A 15,727-nucleotide genomic window follows, 5' to 3' on the forward strand; every position below is an offset into this window, starting at 1 on the left:
GAGTTTATTATTACAAATGTATCTACTCAGCCCCAATTTGAAGATAAAAATTTTATAAATTCACAATACTAACTGTTATATCACAATATATTTTTAATTAGATATATAATTGTTCATATATTCCCAACATAATAGTAAATTTGTGAATTATATAACAATGAATGGAAAAATAAATTAACTTCAGAAAATTGTACAATTCCATTGTTAAAAATTTTTTTTAAGACTCTATAAATTAATAAACTATACTTGTATTCCAAAAATTTAATAAACTATGAACTGCTTTCGGTAAAAATAAATGTATTCATGAGATTAATCTTAATTTCAGGTAGCTAATCTAAATTAAAATTCACTACAACAAAAAAATGAATTAATACAATGAAAAAAAATATCTACTTTAAACCATAATCGTACAAAAAAATAGAATTATCTCATTTAGAAACAAATGTAATTTAATCAAATAATTTGTATAGGTATTAAAAATATTGTGAAATTATATATACTGTGAAATTACAATATATTATGAGGGATATGATGGTCACAGAAACAAAAATTTCAAAAGGATTCCAAACAGTAGTACCTTCGAAAATAAGAAAAATGTTTAATGTAGATCCTGGGGATATCGTAGAATGGAAAACTGATAAAAATAATAGAGTTGAAGTATTTTTCCGTAAAAAAATAACAATAAACGATGTTTTAGGTATGATCGATGGTCCTAAGACTGATTCTGTAGAAATGAAGAAAAGGATTCAAAGGGGTGAAAAAATTTGATATTTGCAGATTCATCTTTTTTATAGCAACTATTGCATCTTTATAATAATTAAAAAATCGCAATGGACTAACGTTAACTGATTCTATTCAATCTATTGCTCAGTTTATTAAGTAATTAATTATAAAATTGTGGGTTAGCTTCATATCTAAACTTGTTGCTATAGATTATTGATGTCTTATAACGTTTTTATTTAATGGATAGTGTTTATTCATAATTACCTTTATTTATTTGATATTAATCGTTACATCATATCATTTAATTGAAGCATCTCTTGATTTAGATGATGGAAATTAATTAATGGCAGTTCCATTTTTATATTTACATTTGTTTATTTCAGAAGTAAAATCTGATAGTTTTAGACACCTTATCCTGTGCAGATATATAATTAAAATTTAGTATAATTAATAATTTCAAATTTCCCAAAGTTTATTTAATGTGAGTGACATAATTTATTTTATAGAACTAGTGAAAGATATACCATTTAATTGATTAATTTTAATGCATTATACCCGATTGATGTGAAGAATTATTCTTTAGATGATTATTTTCTTAAAATAGGCATTATTTGAATTTTTAAATTTTTCTGATGGAGAATATTTATATTCAAAAAAAATCTTGTTTTTTAAGTAAATCAAATATAACTTCATTAGTCAACTATAAATGTTAATACAAATGAATTGTCTCAAAAAAATTGGAAGTGTAATATATGAGTATGTTTGGAAATTACGGAAATGATAATAGAAATGATGGAGGAAATGATGCGCCTATCAAAGAAGGTGGGGAATATGATGTTAAAATTGACGATACGGGTAGGGATGGAGACGGAATTGCTCGTGTAGATGGATTTGTAGTTTTTGTTTCAGGTGCCAAACTCGGTGACGAAGTAAAAATAAGGGTCAACTCCGTAAGAAGAAACTTTGGCTTTGCGGATATAGTAGAATAAATATCTAAAAATCTTTTTTCTATTTCATCAACAGATTTTAATTGCAAAATTAATTATTAATACATTAATATTTTTTTTGAAACATTAAAACTTGTATCCCATTTTATTAGAGTAATTAATGAATTGTCTTGATGCTTCACCTATTAAATACTTTAAAGATTTAGCTAAAAGATTTCCATAATATGAAGCTACATATCAGTTTAATTCTATTTTCTATCACAATTATTAGAGAGACGATACTGTGATCAATTGGATCAGGACGCTAATGACTTTATAGGATTTGCAGTGGATGGGGCAAAACAATTTAATCTAATCAAATAATTTGTATAGGTATTAAAAATATTGTGAAATTATATATACTGTGAAATTACAATATATTATGAGGGATATGATGGTCACAGAAACAAAAATTTCAAAAGGATTCCAAACAGTAGTACCTTCGAAAATAAGAAAAATGTTTAAAGTAGGTCCTGGGGATATCGTAGAATGGAAAACTGATAAAAATAATAGAGTTGAAGTTTTTTTCCGTAAAAAAATAACTATAAACGATGTTTTAGGTATGATCGATGGTCCTAAAACTGATGCTGTAGAAATGAAGAAAAGAATTCAAAGGGGTGAAAAAATTTGATATTTGCAGATTCATCTTTTTTTATAGCCCTTATAAATAAAAAAGACCAATGGCATAAGGATATTCCTAAAGTATTATCTAAAATTGATAAAGTGAAAAAAATAACATCTATTCTTGTACTTTCTGAAACAGTAACCCTGGTAGGAAGTTTAAGCGGAGGCAAAGCAGGTGTTTTGATATATGAATACATCATAGATAACTACGAAGTTGTTTATATAGATAAAACCTTAAGTAACAATGCTATGGAAAAATTCCTTCAATATGATGGTACATTGTCTTTAGCTGATTGTGTGTCCCTAGAAATCATTGAAATGCATCAAGTTAATAGTATAGTTTCTTTTGATTCTGATTTCGATAAAGTTAAAAATCTCAACCGAATCCATTAATTTTCAATTATATTGTGTTCAACACGGCCTTATAACTAAATCTTGGAGTACAACCACATTCATTATGTAATGGGAGAATTATAAACTTCTTGTTCCATATCAAAAACAACAAACGCATCCCTATACATGCCGATAAATGCAATACACCCTAGTAACTATTTATTTAATTACTCGTTCTGTTCATTTAAGTGAATATTATCATCTTGAATGTTTTTTTATACTTGATCATACCCATCGAGTTGTTCATTTATAGTCTTCTTTTCATTTTCTAAAGTTTCAAACATACGTGAGTACCTGTTCAAAATCTTTTGATACAATATAACAACAGGTTTTAGGATTTTCATTCTCAGGACAACTTCAAGGATCCATCACTTTTTAATACTATTTTCCTTTGGAAACCTGGGATATATTCCATTTTTTTTAGGGCCGAGAATAACGCTTAATAAATCACCGTTTCATTTTGTGGTACTGTGATAGATACAATTTTCACCAGTAACAATGCAACTCAAGATGGTGGTGCTATCTGGAATGGTGATACTGATAATGTGCATTTCAACCGAATCGTTGGAAACACTGCAACTAATAATGGTGGAGCTATCTGGAATAATCAAGCAATAATAAACGCTACTTGTAACTGGTGGGGTTTTAACAGAGGACCTACAATTGGAAGTCTGTATGGCGTTCAAACTGAGGAGTACACTCCATGGCTGTATTTGACTTTCAAAGCAGTCCATTAAGTATTCCTGATGGATCGACTTCCACATTGACAGCTAGTTTCAATCAAGTCTTTGATAAATACTGTTTTTATCGAGTAATTCATAGATTAAGCATGTGATTAGTATACTAATCAAAAACGGGAAAATATTAAAGTTGAATGAAGAATGGAAGTTGTAAGTGAATATTGGTCAGAAGATATGGAAATATTAATATTATCATAGTTGAATCTGAAGTTCCCAATCTTCCAAGGAGCAGTATTATACCAAGTTTTCCAAGAATTCCTGTTTTACCTAAACTCCCCAAATTACCTAAAGAGTTCATTCATCCCTTTTTTCCAACTCATAAAGCCATCATAGTTGTTGGTATACTTCCCATAATTATTCAATCTTCCTAAGAATTTATTATTAATATTAATCACTGATTTTTCATCCTAAATTTAATATAAATACTTTTTACAATTTTTTAGAATAAATTAATTATCGAAAACAAATAAATAAATCGGTATTATAAAAAGAAGAATTTTATTTTTTTTAGTACAATTGATCATTAAATTTCTCCTATTTTACCTAGTATAATTTTTATGTTTTTAACTGATTCATAAAATTTTTCTAGATCATCATCAGAAAGGGTTGATAGGTTCATTTTAATCTCATTATTTGAATGTTTCCGCCATTCTCTTAAAAGATCGTTTCCTCTCTCAGTTAGAGCTATGTTAATAACTCTTCGATCGTTTTTATCGGGTAAACGTTCGGCTAATCCATTTTCTACGAGTTTGTCTATTAAAGAGGTCATATTTGATTTTGATATGTAAACCATTCTTCCAATTTCAGACATTGGCAGTTCGCCGCGCTTCTTAAGCACTTTTAATATATGATAATATGAATGTGGCATACTGTTCTGTTTTAACTTTTTTTTATGTTTAAACAACTTTTTTTTAAACAATGGAAAAAACAGATACAGTTCATCCACCATTTTGTTTAATCTTTCCTCGTCCATAACTTTCACCAGTTAAGTCAATATTATTTAACTATACTATAAAGAACATTTCTAATAAATAAACATACCAAAATTATGATAATATCCAAACAACTGATAAACTAAACCTATTATAAACATTAATTTTATACTTTTAAAGAATAAAAGCTTCCCAGTAATATTTCTATTACCTGTATTAGACTTATAAATCCAATAAAATAGCTAAAAAGGAGGAATATAAACTAATAAATTTTAATAATTTATCAGTCCCTCTGAATTTAGTAGATCTTATCTAAAAAAAATGAGTTATTCTTCTTTTAGCATATCACGGACCATTTTAATCATTTCAACCTTTTGTTCCGCCATGGATGCTTTCATATCTAATTTTGCAGCTACAAGTTTCTTCTTCTCTTTCATAATTTCAGCTTTCTGTTCTGCCATAGATATTTTCATATCCATTTTTTTAACTAATATTTTCTTCTTATCTGCTTCTGAAAGATGTTCCATGATTTTTTTAATGAAGATCTTCTTCATTATCAATCCTTTTTTCATATCATGGTGCATCATATGCCCATCTTTCATATGATCATGCATTTTATAGCCCATTTCTTTATTTTCAGGTCCACATTTATTTTCTTCACACATCTTATCACCAAATTTTTTTTTATAGAAGGGTGCTAAATTTTATAAAAATTCAATTCCAACACCTTTGTTATATTATATAACTATTCTTATATAAACATTTCCATGAATAACAGTTCTATATAATATTTGTTATAATACATAACTAATTTATATGGTAAATTAACTGTAATCGTGCTGGTTTTGTGTTCATGCAATTCTTATTCATTGTTTTGAAAACATAATACTTTTGATGTTCAAGATCATAAAATTTAATTATATGTATTCCAATATATTGTATTAAGGTAAAATGAGGTGCATAAGGAAAATTATTTTTTATAGAGATCTAGTTAAAAAAAAGGTTTAGACTAGAACTTCGCTTGGATCATTCAAAATATCCAATGGAAATTCTTCGTATAATCGAGTACTAAGAATATATGAAGGTGATTGAAGAGGATTAAGGTGTTTGAAATGAAAGTTTTTATTGATAAAATCAAAAACAATTCAGATTATGATGATGAAAGTAAATGGGTTGATTATGATTTATTAATGTTTTTAAAGGACCATTTAACAATAAAGAAGTAAATAAGGTGTTATTATTAAAGAAATAGCACTACTATCCCTTAAACCAAGAAAAAATAAAAATATAATTTATATCCAACGCCATCGATTCCCAAATCTAATAACTTTTTATTGTACTTTTTAGTGCTAAACATAAAATTATTCCCCCTAACCAAGAAAAACATTTAGCTAACTTCGTACAGGCCATGAGTAGGATACTTCAATTAACCAAAACAAAAAGTTCCTCCTAAACTTTAAAGTGTTTCGTTTTATTGTTTTATTCGATTTAGTTTAAAAAGAATTTTCAATAATTCATAAAAAACTGACAGGCGTATATCATAATATTTTAAAAGTTAAATTTTGTTAAATATTGTACATCATTTCATATGCCATGATCTACATATTAATATACAGAGGTGGTTTAATGACTAATATGAAGTTTGGTATTGAATTTGTTCCGAATGAACCAATAAGCAAGATTGTAAAGCTTGTAAAACTAGCAGAAGACGTAGGATTTGAATACACATGGATTACAGACCACTACAACAACAAAAACGTGTACGAAACACTAGCATTAATTGCAGATGGTACTGAAACCATTAAAATGGGTCCTGGTGTAACCAACCCCTATGTAAGAAGCCCAGCAATAACATCAGCAGCTGTTGCAACTTTAGATGAATTATCCAATGGAAGGGCTACCTTAGGTATTGGCCCTGGTGACAAAGCAACCTTCGATGCATTAGGTATCGAATGGACAAAACCAGTCAGCACAATTAAAGATGCCATCGCAATGATGACAACCCTTATGGCTGGCGAAAAAACAGAAACCGGAGCTCAGCTCGGTGGAGTTAAAGCAGTCCAGGAAAAAATACCTATCTATATGGGTGCTCAGGGACCAATGATGCTCAAAACCGCTGGTGGATTCTCAGACGGTGCATTAATTAACGCATCAAACCCAAAAGACTTTGAAGCAGCTGTACCTCTCATAAAAGAAGGAGCAGAAGAAGCAGGCAAATCATTATCTGATGTAGATGTAGCAGCATACACATGTTGTTCCATAGACGACGACGCAGGCAAAGCACTGGGTGCAGCCAAAATAGTTGTCGCATTTATCGCAGCAGGATCACCACCACCTGTATTCGCAAGACACGGCCTACCAACCGACACCGGCGCTAAATTCGGTGCAATGCTCGCTAAAGGAGACTTCGGCGGAGCAATCGGAGCCGTAACCGACGAATTAATGGAAGCATTCTCAGTAGTGGGAACACCAGCAGAATTCGTTCCAAAGATCGAAGCTCTCGGAAAAATGGGTGTAACACAGTACGTCGCAGGTTCACCAATTGGACCAGACAAAGAGAAATCCATAAAATTACTCGGAGAAGTTATAGACAGCTTCTAAACTCTCCATCTTTTTTTCTTTAATATTGATAAGATATCATTAATTTAAGTCCATTGGATATTCTTAACTAGTATATAAAGAGGTTGTTAAATGGAAACGTATTATTACTTGTTTTTTATGAGTTTATCCTTAGCAACTATTTGTTGGTGGTTTGTTACTGCTAATTTATCTGTCAAGTTATTATCACCAAGTATGTGTATTAAATCAGAAGTTAATTGTAAATCAGCCGTATAATTTCTAATGTAAAAACCTCTAAAAAAAACAGAATGATTGGGGTTCATATGATCTTCAAATAAATATTAAACAGGACGGGGATGTTACCACCTACTTGATTTTTCACCAATTTTGATCAGAAATCATTGGTCATAAAAAAAGGATGTAAACCTAAATCCCTGTCCTTCTCATCCCCCCCCCCCCCAAAAAAAAAATCAAATTGCAGATAGAACATCCACTAAATATTAAACATTGGAAGGGAAATATCAATTCTGAGTTTTTACCAAATTGATCTTAAAAATTCACCTATTGAAATGATTACTAATGCAAAAAAATTCAAAATAAACCATGATAAATCTTAAATTTTCTTCTTTTTTAAAATTTTTTTGAATCATTAAAATGTTTTTTACCAGATCTATGTATAAACCTTTAAAAGTCTGTTTTTATTATTTCCACGTTGAAATAGAATTTTTCAAAGTTCACATATGCCTGATTTACTACGTTTAGCCCAAACTAACAAATAATTTATAGTATGTATTATAGAAATATTGTGAAATTACAACATATGAGGGATATACTGGATAACAGAAACAAAAATTTCAAAAGGATTCCAAACACTCAAACAGATAAATAATTATTAAATAGTATATTTCCAATTCATGTTATCTACTACTAGTCTAACCTGGAAGATATGCAGGTAACACACCTTCATAATCTGGTTAGTATCCACTTTATTATCAATTATTATTTTTTATTTTTTAACGAGAAATTATTAGAACACGAAGCATCATCCGAGTATATTACAACAGGTATTAAACTTTAGATACTATGCTAGATGGTAAAGGATCCTATAAAGGAAGCATCACATAGTTACTGCAGCCGGAACAGGGAAAAATAGCATATCAGCACAGTTTGCACAATACTTGTAAAAATGGAGAAAATGTTTTATTTTCGCCTTTGAAGAATCTCCAATACAAATTATGCGAAATATGAAATCTATTGGAATATATCTTCAATTATGGTTAGACAAGGAGTATTAAATAAAATTAGCAATACTATTTCAAATAGTTTGGAAAATCTTCATTTTTTTGAATTGAGAATATAATAGTGAAAATGGTTACAAAAACTTTTTTTTACTTAAAAAGCTTTCTATTTGATTGTAATAATAAAACATATATTGTCATTAAACAAAAAATAAATAAATAAATAGCCTGTTAATATTTTAGGGGGAGGATAATATTAATAAGTATATAATATTTTTTACTATACTTTTTGTATCCGCATTCTTTTTATGTGGAGCTTCATCAGCCTCAACTGTGAAAACTAGTCAGATCAGTAATTCTAACACCAAAGTCGTGGGTTATACGCCTGTTGCTGTCCAGGACGAGGCAGATATAAGTGGTAACATAGTGGTCTACAGGAAAACAGTTTGGAAAAATAATTCAATCGATATCCTGATTAGTTCTCAAATATGCTGGAAACACCTTAAGACACATAAAAGTGGAATTGTATCCGGTTCTAGCTATAAACAACATGATCCTGCTATTTCAGGTACCCGGGTGGTCTGGCAGGAATACAGATCAACTAACTCATATGTTTATGTGAAAAATCTTGCAACAGGGGCAATTGGAAGAGTAGGCGGATCCAGTTCTTATAATCCTGATATTTCAGGTACCAGAGTGGTCTGGGAACAGACCATTGGAAGCCATTCTTATATTTACTATAAAAACCTTGCAACAGGATATAGTGGCAAAGTACAATCATCAAACTATGATCAAAATAATCCTGCTATTTCAGGTACCCGGGTGGTCTGGCAGGAATACAGATCAGCTAACTCCTATGTTTATGTGAAAAATATTGCAACAGGGGCAATTGGAAGGTTAGGGAGCAATCATGCAGGCCAGCCTGACATTTCTGGAAATAAAGTTGTCTGGCAAGATAATAACAGCATATACTGGAGGGACCTTGTAACACGTGCTGGAGGTAAACTATACAGAGGTAACGAGCAGTATGTGCCTAAAATCTCAGGGAGCAAAGTGGTCTGGCAAGATTACTATGGTGGAATATTAGCAGTCTATGTTAAAAATTTAGTCACTGGATCGGTTTTCAGGGTGATCTGGCAGAATGGTGATAGTCAATTTGGATATTATCCTGCTATTTCAGGCACTACAGTTGTATTTCAGAATTGGAAAACACACTATTTAGTTCCCAATCCCTTCTTAGTATACTGGAAAGAGGTATTAACCGGAGCTGGAGGTAGGGTACAAGTCTAAAACCAATAAATTATGGAAAATCATCATTTACTAAATTAAAAATGAATAAGTAAAATATAATGAGAATAGGGCTAAAAATTTCCTATTCCCCTCTTTTTTTTTGGAATATAAAATAACCAAATTTAAATCTAAAGATTTCAAGAAAAAATCGAGCGTTATTCACATTAGATGGATGATAGATATTACTAAAACAATATTTTACATTTTTTTAATTGGATATCTAACATTTAGATGGAAGTTTGACAATATTCAGCAACGATCTCAATCAATTGTTTGTATTACCTGTTGGTTATCATGATTAATGAAGTTTATACAACAATACAGGCGGGAAAATCTTGGCCGAATCTGAACTTGGAAAAGGAACAACATTCTATTTTACAATACCTATCAAATGAATTCTAGATTAATTTTTTATTTTTAAATTATTATTTTTATTGAGGGATTCTTATTGAGGGGTACTTTGATAACTCAAATTAACAGCACCTATGAGTGAATGACATAGTAATATTCTCGATGTATGAATGTATCTATGTGTAAACGAATAGCTTTATATGTTAATGCACTTATGAGATCTTTGATTTATAGGAACCTTTACGAATGTGGCCAAAACCATTAGTTTAACTTTTTTTTACTATTCTGATTGATTAAATCAAATTGTATATAGATCTAAAAATTTATCAATTGTTAAACTTAATATTAAAGGCTATGATTTGACTATATATTTATACAGTTGGGGTAGGTGTATACACAGTTTTAGAGTACTTTAGAAGTTTTTAATATCAAATTTACGTTATAATCAGTCCAATCTATCATAGTCAATTGTTTAGATTTTTTGGCAATCCCTTCATACTTAGAGAATACCATCAGAAAACAAGCTGTATTTTTAGAACTTAATCCTAAATATCCGGTTATTACATGAAAAAAATATGTGAGGATTTTTAAATCCTCTATAGATATTCGTTTATTTTATTTGTTTTTTTATGTTGTGGTTGTTGTGAATTTTGTTGTGTATGGTGTTGTTAGTCCTGCTCCGCCTGTGCTTGTAACGCTGTTTGAATGTAGTATGACTGTGTAGGTTGTTCCTCTTGCAAATGCTGCGTTGGCCGTTATATTCAGTGTACTACCATTTATGGATGTGGTGTATGGTTTTATTTGTCCGTATTGATTTTTGAGTTCTATCCAGGGGTTGGTTCCAAGTTGGATGGCTTTGCTGAAGTTGATTTGCACTACTTTGTTCACTGCTACGTTAACTGCGTTGTTCACTGGACTTGTGCTTGTAACGACTGGTGGTGCTGATGTTGTGAATCTGGTTGTGTATGGTGCTGTTAATCCATTTCCTGCCAGGTCAGTTATACTGTTTGAATGTAAAATAACAGTATATTTTCTTCCGGCATCTAAAAGACTGTTTGGTGTTATTGAGAGTATATTACCAACTATGCTACTTGTGAATGGTATTGCTGCTCCAGTTCCACTTGAAAATTTAAGTTCTATCCATGGGTTGGCTCCGAATTTAATTGCTTCATTGAAAGTTATCTGTATAACCTTATTTAAAGCCACATTAAATGAATTATTCACCGGATTTGAACTAGTAACCACTGGCGGTGTGTTATCAAGCACATCTAAGGTATTTGTGTTGCTGCTTGCTGCGTATGTATTGTCTTGTAGGAATTCTGCGAGTATTGTGTAGATTCCTTGTGTTTGTGTTATAGTGTATTGTAGGGTTGCTATTCCAAGTGCGTTGGTTGTTGCTGTTCCCACAGGGTTACCGTCTACATTGAATTGTATAGTTTGTCCTGCTAGGGGTATGTTGTTGTATGTGTCTGTTAGTGTTGCAATCAAATCAACTATGTCTCCTTTAAATCCAGTTGCAGGGTTTACAGTTATTGTTGTTGGTGTTAATGGCACATTTAGTGTTGTTGTGGTGTTTATGGTATTGAATCCTGGTTGGTTTATAGGTGGATTGTCTGTGTTATCTCCGTCGGGGTTGAATGTTCTTTGTGTTTCTGTTGCGTTGTTGGTTATGGTGGTGTTGCTTACATTGACTTGGGCAGGTATTCTGAATAATGCCATACCGTTTAGTGCTATGTCATTTGGGAACCATTCTAATTCCGAGTATGTTCCGAAATCAAGCCAGTAGGCGTTCGGGTCTGTGCCCCATGTTAATCCACCGTCGTAACTGGTTTCCATTAATGCACTGTTGTAGATTAAATTGCCTGTGAAGTCGTCGATTATTGTTATGTATTTAGCTGTGTCGGGTCCGTTGTTATAGAGTTTTATGAATGCATATAGGTTGTCTAAGTAGTATGCTGTTGTTGTGTGTGGTGATCCGTATGTGCTGTTGTTTTGGTACCATTTGGTAAGCTGTGTCTGAGCTGTTGGGACATAAGTTTCGGCAAAGCCTACGTTGTTGGTTGTATTCGGGTCGTATTGATCTGCTGTTGCTGGATCAAAGGTTGCGGTGTTGTTTACGGTTCCTGTGGTGTTTGCTATTGTAAAGAAATCTAAAACCCAGACATCTCCATTGTTCATGGTTGGTATTGTCCAGATCATGGTTAGAGGATCGAATGATGGATTGTTCTCTGGTGGGTCAAGGTCGGGATTCTGTCCAGTGTAAGTTACAAACCAGCTTCCAAATATGTCGAATGGTGCTAATTCCATGCCTGTTCCCAGTAGATCTGTTATTTTCACGTTGGTTGCTGTATCAGGACCGTTGTTGGTTACTATTACCTCGCTGAAGAACTTCCAGTAACGGTCTAATGGATTATCAGGGAATATTATTGGCCCTAAATCTTCGTAGTAGAAGTTTTTAGTCACATCAATATCTGCAGTTGGCGTGTTGATTGTAACATCTGTGTTCACCGTTTGTGCATCAACTGTGGCTGATACTGTTGAAATTCCAGGAGAATTGCCTGTAAAAGTAGTAGTTGCTTTACCGTTTAAGGTATTGGCAATTAATGGGTTTACAGTTCCTAATGCATCACTTGCGAAGTTTACAACAATTCCATCAGGAACATGACCACCTGCAGGGTCTTGGTAAACACCATTTTGATCATGTAACAGATCAGCTGTGATATTTGAGGTTTCACCAGTATTAATGGTGTCCGGATCTGATGTAGTAGTTAAAACTAACCACTTAGAAACCGTGGCCCCTACTACTCTTCCTGCAGTAACTGGATCGGATCCAACAAAATTAGACCCCCACCAATTATAATCAACATCACAAGAACTTCCATCAGAATATATATCTTGTGGAGTGTTTCCTACAATCCGACAGAAACTCACATTCACAGTACCAACATAAGAATTGTAGATAGCACCACCATAATATTGTGCGGTGTTACTGGTGAAAGTACTGTTGTTTACTGTCAAAGTACCACTATAATTGAGGATAGCACCACCAACATCTGCGGTGTTACTGGTGAAAGTACTATTGTTTACAGTCACAGTACCATAATTGAGGATAGCACCACCACCAGAATTTGCAGAGTTACTGGTGAAGGTACTGTTGTTCACTGTCACAGTACCACCACCATTGTAGATAGCACCACCATTACCATAATTTGCTGTGTTACTGGTGAGATTACAGTCTGTTACAGTCAAAGTACCACCATTGTAGATAGCACCGCCATATTCTGCGGTGTTACTGGTGAGATTACTGTCTGTTATAATCAAAGTACCACCATTATTGTAGATAGCACCACCATAATATTGTGCAGAGTTACTGGTGAAAGTACTGTTGTTTACAGTCAAAGTACCACCATAATTATTGTAGATAGCACCACCATAAGTTGTGTTTCCGTTGGTTAGTGTTAGGTTGTTGATTGTAACATATATTCCACTGTTTATTTTGAATATCCAGTTGGTGCCTGTTCCGTTTATTATTGTATCCGTTTGACTTTCTCCATTAATAGTCATGTTTTTATTAATGGTGATTTGTGTGTTGTTTATTCCTTTGTATTGTTCATGGGCTATGTATATTTGTCCGTTGGTGTTTACTGTTCCTGTTGCGTTTTTTATTGAATATTTAGGGCCGATTATGCCTGATTGATATGTTGCAGATTCACCATTCCAATCATCATTTCCCAAAGTACTATTACCATTAACATAAATAGTATCTCCCGGTGCAGCTGAAACATTACCCATACCCAAAGCAAAAATAACAGCTAATAGGGTTATTAAAACTACTAAAACCATTAAATTATGATCATTTATTGAAAATTTACATTGTCCTATAAATCTTTCCACCCCCATTACAAAAAAGGTTTTTTTTATAAAAAAAATTATTTACCATCCTTTGATATTTTTACAATATGGACTATTAATATATATTGTTAAATAACAACCAAATGAAAGACTTTTAAATAAAAAACAAAGAAGTATATGGTCCTGTTTGAATTTGTAGTTTGCCTGTATGATTTCTATTTTTGCCCCTACCCCCTCATTAATAGTCCAATTGTAACCATAGTAACAAGTTTAATAAATGTCTTCATGACCAAAGTTTAGCCTCTTGTTGACCCATACCAGATAAACTCATTAAATAAATCAAAGTACGTTCACGTGATGATGCAGCATTAGCTAAACTTCGTATATCACTCTTAGATAATAGAAAATGATTTATAAAATGATTTAATTGCTGAAATATAAAGCTTTGCTGTAGTAGGAGCTTTCCCACTTTTTTTGAGATAATCCTTATATTCTAATAAATATTCCATAACCTTCTTTTTAATTGGTCTTATTCCTTCTTCTTCTATATCCGCTTCTTTATATAATTCAGTGGGAGTCTTTCCGATTAAAGCACAATATTAGTCAAATGAGGTTTTATGAGATTCCTGGGTTCCATCATCAATATTTCGTAAAAAAACCATTTTCTACTTAACCTTTCATCATCCCACATCATCTCATAATATAATGATTAAACGACCTAAGATCTAAAATATACGAACTTCCATATACCGAATTTAACGAAATAATAATGAGTTATTTGATAATAAGATACCTTATGTCCTATTAAATGGGAGATACAATTATATTAGGGTTAAAATGATTGTTTGGCCGGATACTTGGACTTCTATCTTGTTTAGTAATATGTTTTTAGGAGTTAAATTTTATGGCATATAATAAATTTTAGGTTAAATTCCTTAATATAGCAGATTACTGGCAGATAAAAAAATTTCAAATATTTGGTATTAACATGTTGTAATAAATATAATATTGAGTGTCCTTTTTACCTAATAATCAATTCTTCCTGAATCATCTACATCCTAGCCAGTATTATCCTAGATGTTATTCTTTAATTCTTGTAAGTGCTTCAGGAGGATATATGGGGTTAAATATATACAATTTAATACGGGGATCTACATAAAGCTCTCATTCATTGTAATTTAAGGGATAAAGCTATTATTCTTTTACAATTTTCTAGTGGATTACGTGCCTCTGAAATACGGCAATTAACATATGGTCAATTTTTCATTGCAGTAAAAGAATATATCACTTTTAATAATAATGAAATATTTAATATTAATAAAATATACCATCAACTTAAAAATAAAGATAATATTATAGGAATTTGGAATTCAATAGAGTCAGAAACTGATATTGATTATTTAACATTTAATTCATCTGAGAGTAACAAAGCAATTATAGATTATCTATCAGAACGTAACAATAAAAAACCTATCACATCATTTGATGAGCCGTTATTTATTGGTAATGGAAAACAAATTGGAGAACATACATTATCAGCTATATATAGAAGAATTAATACGAGAGCAGGTTTAGGATCACGTAATGAAAAACGGAATTTTTTAACATCCAATATCCCACGTAAAATGTTCGAAAGAGCATTACTAAATAGTGATGTTGAATATTTAGTTATCAAATTAATGTTAGGCTATAAAATAGATAATATAAAATTAGCCTACTATAAAAATAACCCTGAAATACTTAAAAAGGAATATCTTAAAGGTCTCAGAAATATTACATTTGAAGAAATAAAAATAGTAACAACAGACAGATATGATAACATAATCAATGAATTAAAGATAGAAAAAGAGGAAAGAATAAAACTAGAAAATCGAATAAAAAAATTAGAAAATAATAATCTCTGAAAATTCTCTAACTTAAGTTCAACAAAAAGTGTAAAAAAAATAAATATTTAACTTTAATTGACACCATAACCTATGAAAAATTTTATCAAATTGATATTGTTACTTTCATTTCCTAGAAAATATTTTAAATAAAAT

General features: G+C 31.3%; 14 protein-coding genes. 8 read left to right on the top strand and 6 right to left on the bottom strand.

Annotated elements, in window-relative coordinates; translation table 11 throughout:
• Window positions 1-531 precede the first annotated feature (531 nt).
• From K8N75_RS13810 to K8N75_RS13825, 4 genes are all read left to right on the top strand, one after another.
• Entirely contained in the window at window positions 532-768 is a 237-nt protein-coding gene (locus K8N75_RS13810) for an AbrB/MazE/SpoVT family DNA-binding domain-containing protein (RefSeq protein ID WP_223792636.1), read from the top strand.
• A gap of 713 nt (window positions 769-1,481) precedes the next feature.
• Window positions 1,482-1,712 (top strand): TRAM domain-containing RNA chaperone, encoded by a 231-nt coding sequence (locus K8N75_RS13815; RefSeq protein ID WP_048192616.1) that lies wholly within the window; start codon window positions 1,482-1,484, stop codon window positions 1,710-1,712.
• A gap of 391 nt (window positions 1,713-2,103) precedes the next feature.
• Complete coding sequence (locus K8N75_RS13820; protein WP_223792637.1) at window positions 2,104-2,340, top strand: AbrB/MazE/SpoVT family DNA-binding domain-containing protein; 237 nt, start codon at window positions 2,104-2,106, stop codon at window positions 2,338-2,340.
• Window positions 2,337-2,726, top strand: coding sequence for a type II toxin-antitoxin system VapC family toxin (locus K8N75_RS13825; protein ID WP_223792638.1), 390 nt, complete (start codon window positions 2,337-2,339; stop codon window positions 2,724-2,726). Before K8N75_RS13820 ends, K8N75_RS13825 begins: the two co-directional genes overlap by 4 nt.
• A gap of 215 nt (window positions 2,727-2,941) precedes the next feature.
• Here K8N75_RS13825 and K8N75_RS14185 read toward each other — a convergent pair whose 3' ends face one another.
• Window positions 2,942-3,070, bottom strand: coding sequence for a hypothetical protein (locus tag K8N75_RS14185; RefSeq protein ID WP_255591018.1), 129 nt, complete (start codon window positions 3,068-3,070; stop codon window positions 2,942-2,944).
• Between the two features lie 126 nt (window positions 3,071-3,196).
• Here K8N75_RS14185 and K8N75_RS13830 point away from each other — a divergent pair, with 126 nt between their 5' ends.
• Window positions 3,197-3,463: a hypothetical protein gene (locus tag K8N75_RS13830; protein ID WP_223792639.1), complete on the top strand. Its 267-nt coding sequence runs from the start codon at window positions 3,197-3,199 to the stop codon at window positions 3,461-3,463.
• A 127-nt stretch (window positions 3,464-3,590) separates the two neighbouring features.
• Here K8N75_RS13830 and K8N75_RS13835 read toward each other — a convergent pair whose 3' ends face one another.
• The 3 genes from K8N75_RS13835 to K8N75_RS13845 all read right to left on the bottom strand — a co-directional run bounded on the left by K8N75_RS13835 (window position 3,591) and on the right by K8N75_RS13845 (window position 5,063).
• A complete protein-coding gene (locus K8N75_RS13835; RefSeq protein WP_223792640.1) occupies window positions 3,591-3,764 on the bottom strand; it encodes a hypothetical protein in 174 nt (57 codons plus the stop codon).
• 225 nt (window positions 3,765-3,989) lie between these two features.
• Entirely contained in the window at window positions 3,990-4,439 is a 450-nt protein-coding gene (locus K8N75_RS13840; RefSeq protein ID WP_223792641.1) for a MarR family winged helix-turn-helix transcriptional regulator, read from the bottom strand.
• Window positions 4,440-4,724: 285 nt separating this feature from the next.
• Complete coding sequence (locus K8N75_RS13845; RefSeq protein ID WP_223792642.1) at window positions 4,725-5,063, bottom strand: hypothetical protein; 339 nt, start codon at window positions 5,061-5,063, stop codon at window positions 4,725-4,727.
• A gap of 970 nt (window positions 5,064-6,033) precedes the next feature.
• Between K8N75_RS13845 and mer the strand changes: the two genes are divergently transcribed.
• Window positions 6,034-6,999, top strand: coding sequence for a 5,10-methylenetetrahydromethanopterin reductase (gene mer / locus K8N75_RS13850; RefSeq protein WP_223790321.1), 966 nt, complete (start codon window positions 6,034-6,036; stop codon window positions 6,997-6,999).
• Window positions 7,000-7,103: 104 nt separating this feature from the next.
• Here the strand turns inward: mer and K8N75_RS13855 are convergent, their stop codons facing one another.
• Window positions 7,104-7,280 carry a hypothetical protein gene (locus K8N75_RS13855; protein WP_223792643.1) on the bottom strand — a complete coding sequence of 59 codons (177 nt, stop codon included), beginning with the start codon at window positions 7,278-7,280 and terminating at the stop codon, window positions 7,104-7,106.
• Window positions 7,281-8,528: 1,248 nt separating this feature from the next.
• Between K8N75_RS13855 and K8N75_RS13860 the strand changes: the two genes are divergently transcribed.
• Window positions 8,529-9,485: a TolB family protein gene (locus K8N75_RS13860; protein WP_223792644.1), complete on the top strand. Its 957-nt coding sequence runs from the start codon at window positions 8,529-8,531 to the stop codon at window positions 9,483-9,485.
• 978 nt (window positions 9,486-10,463) lie between these two features.
• Here the strand turns inward: K8N75_RS13860 and K8N75_RS13865 are convergent.
• Window positions 10,464-13,679, bottom strand: coding sequence for an Ig-like domain-containing protein (locus K8N75_RS13865; RefSeq protein WP_223792645.1), 3,216 nt, complete (start codon window positions 13,677-13,679; stop codon window positions 10,464-10,466).
• Window positions 13,680-14,854: 1,175 nt separating this feature from the next.
• Here K8N75_RS13865 and K8N75_RS13870 point away from each other — a divergent pair.
• Window positions 14,855-15,592 carry a tyrosine-type recombinase/integrase gene (locus K8N75_RS13870; RefSeq protein WP_223792669.1) on the top strand — a complete coding sequence of 246 codons (738 nt, stop codon included), beginning with the start codon at window positions 14,855-14,857 and terminating at the stop codon, window positions 15,590-15,592.
• Window positions 15,593-15,727: the final 135 nt, after the last annotated feature.

The organism is Methanobacterium spitsbergense (assembly GCF_019931065.1).
Classification (GTDB): Archaea; Methanobacteriota; Methanobacteria; order Methanobacteriales; family Methanobacteriaceae; genus Methanobacterium_B; species Methanobacterium_B spitsbergense.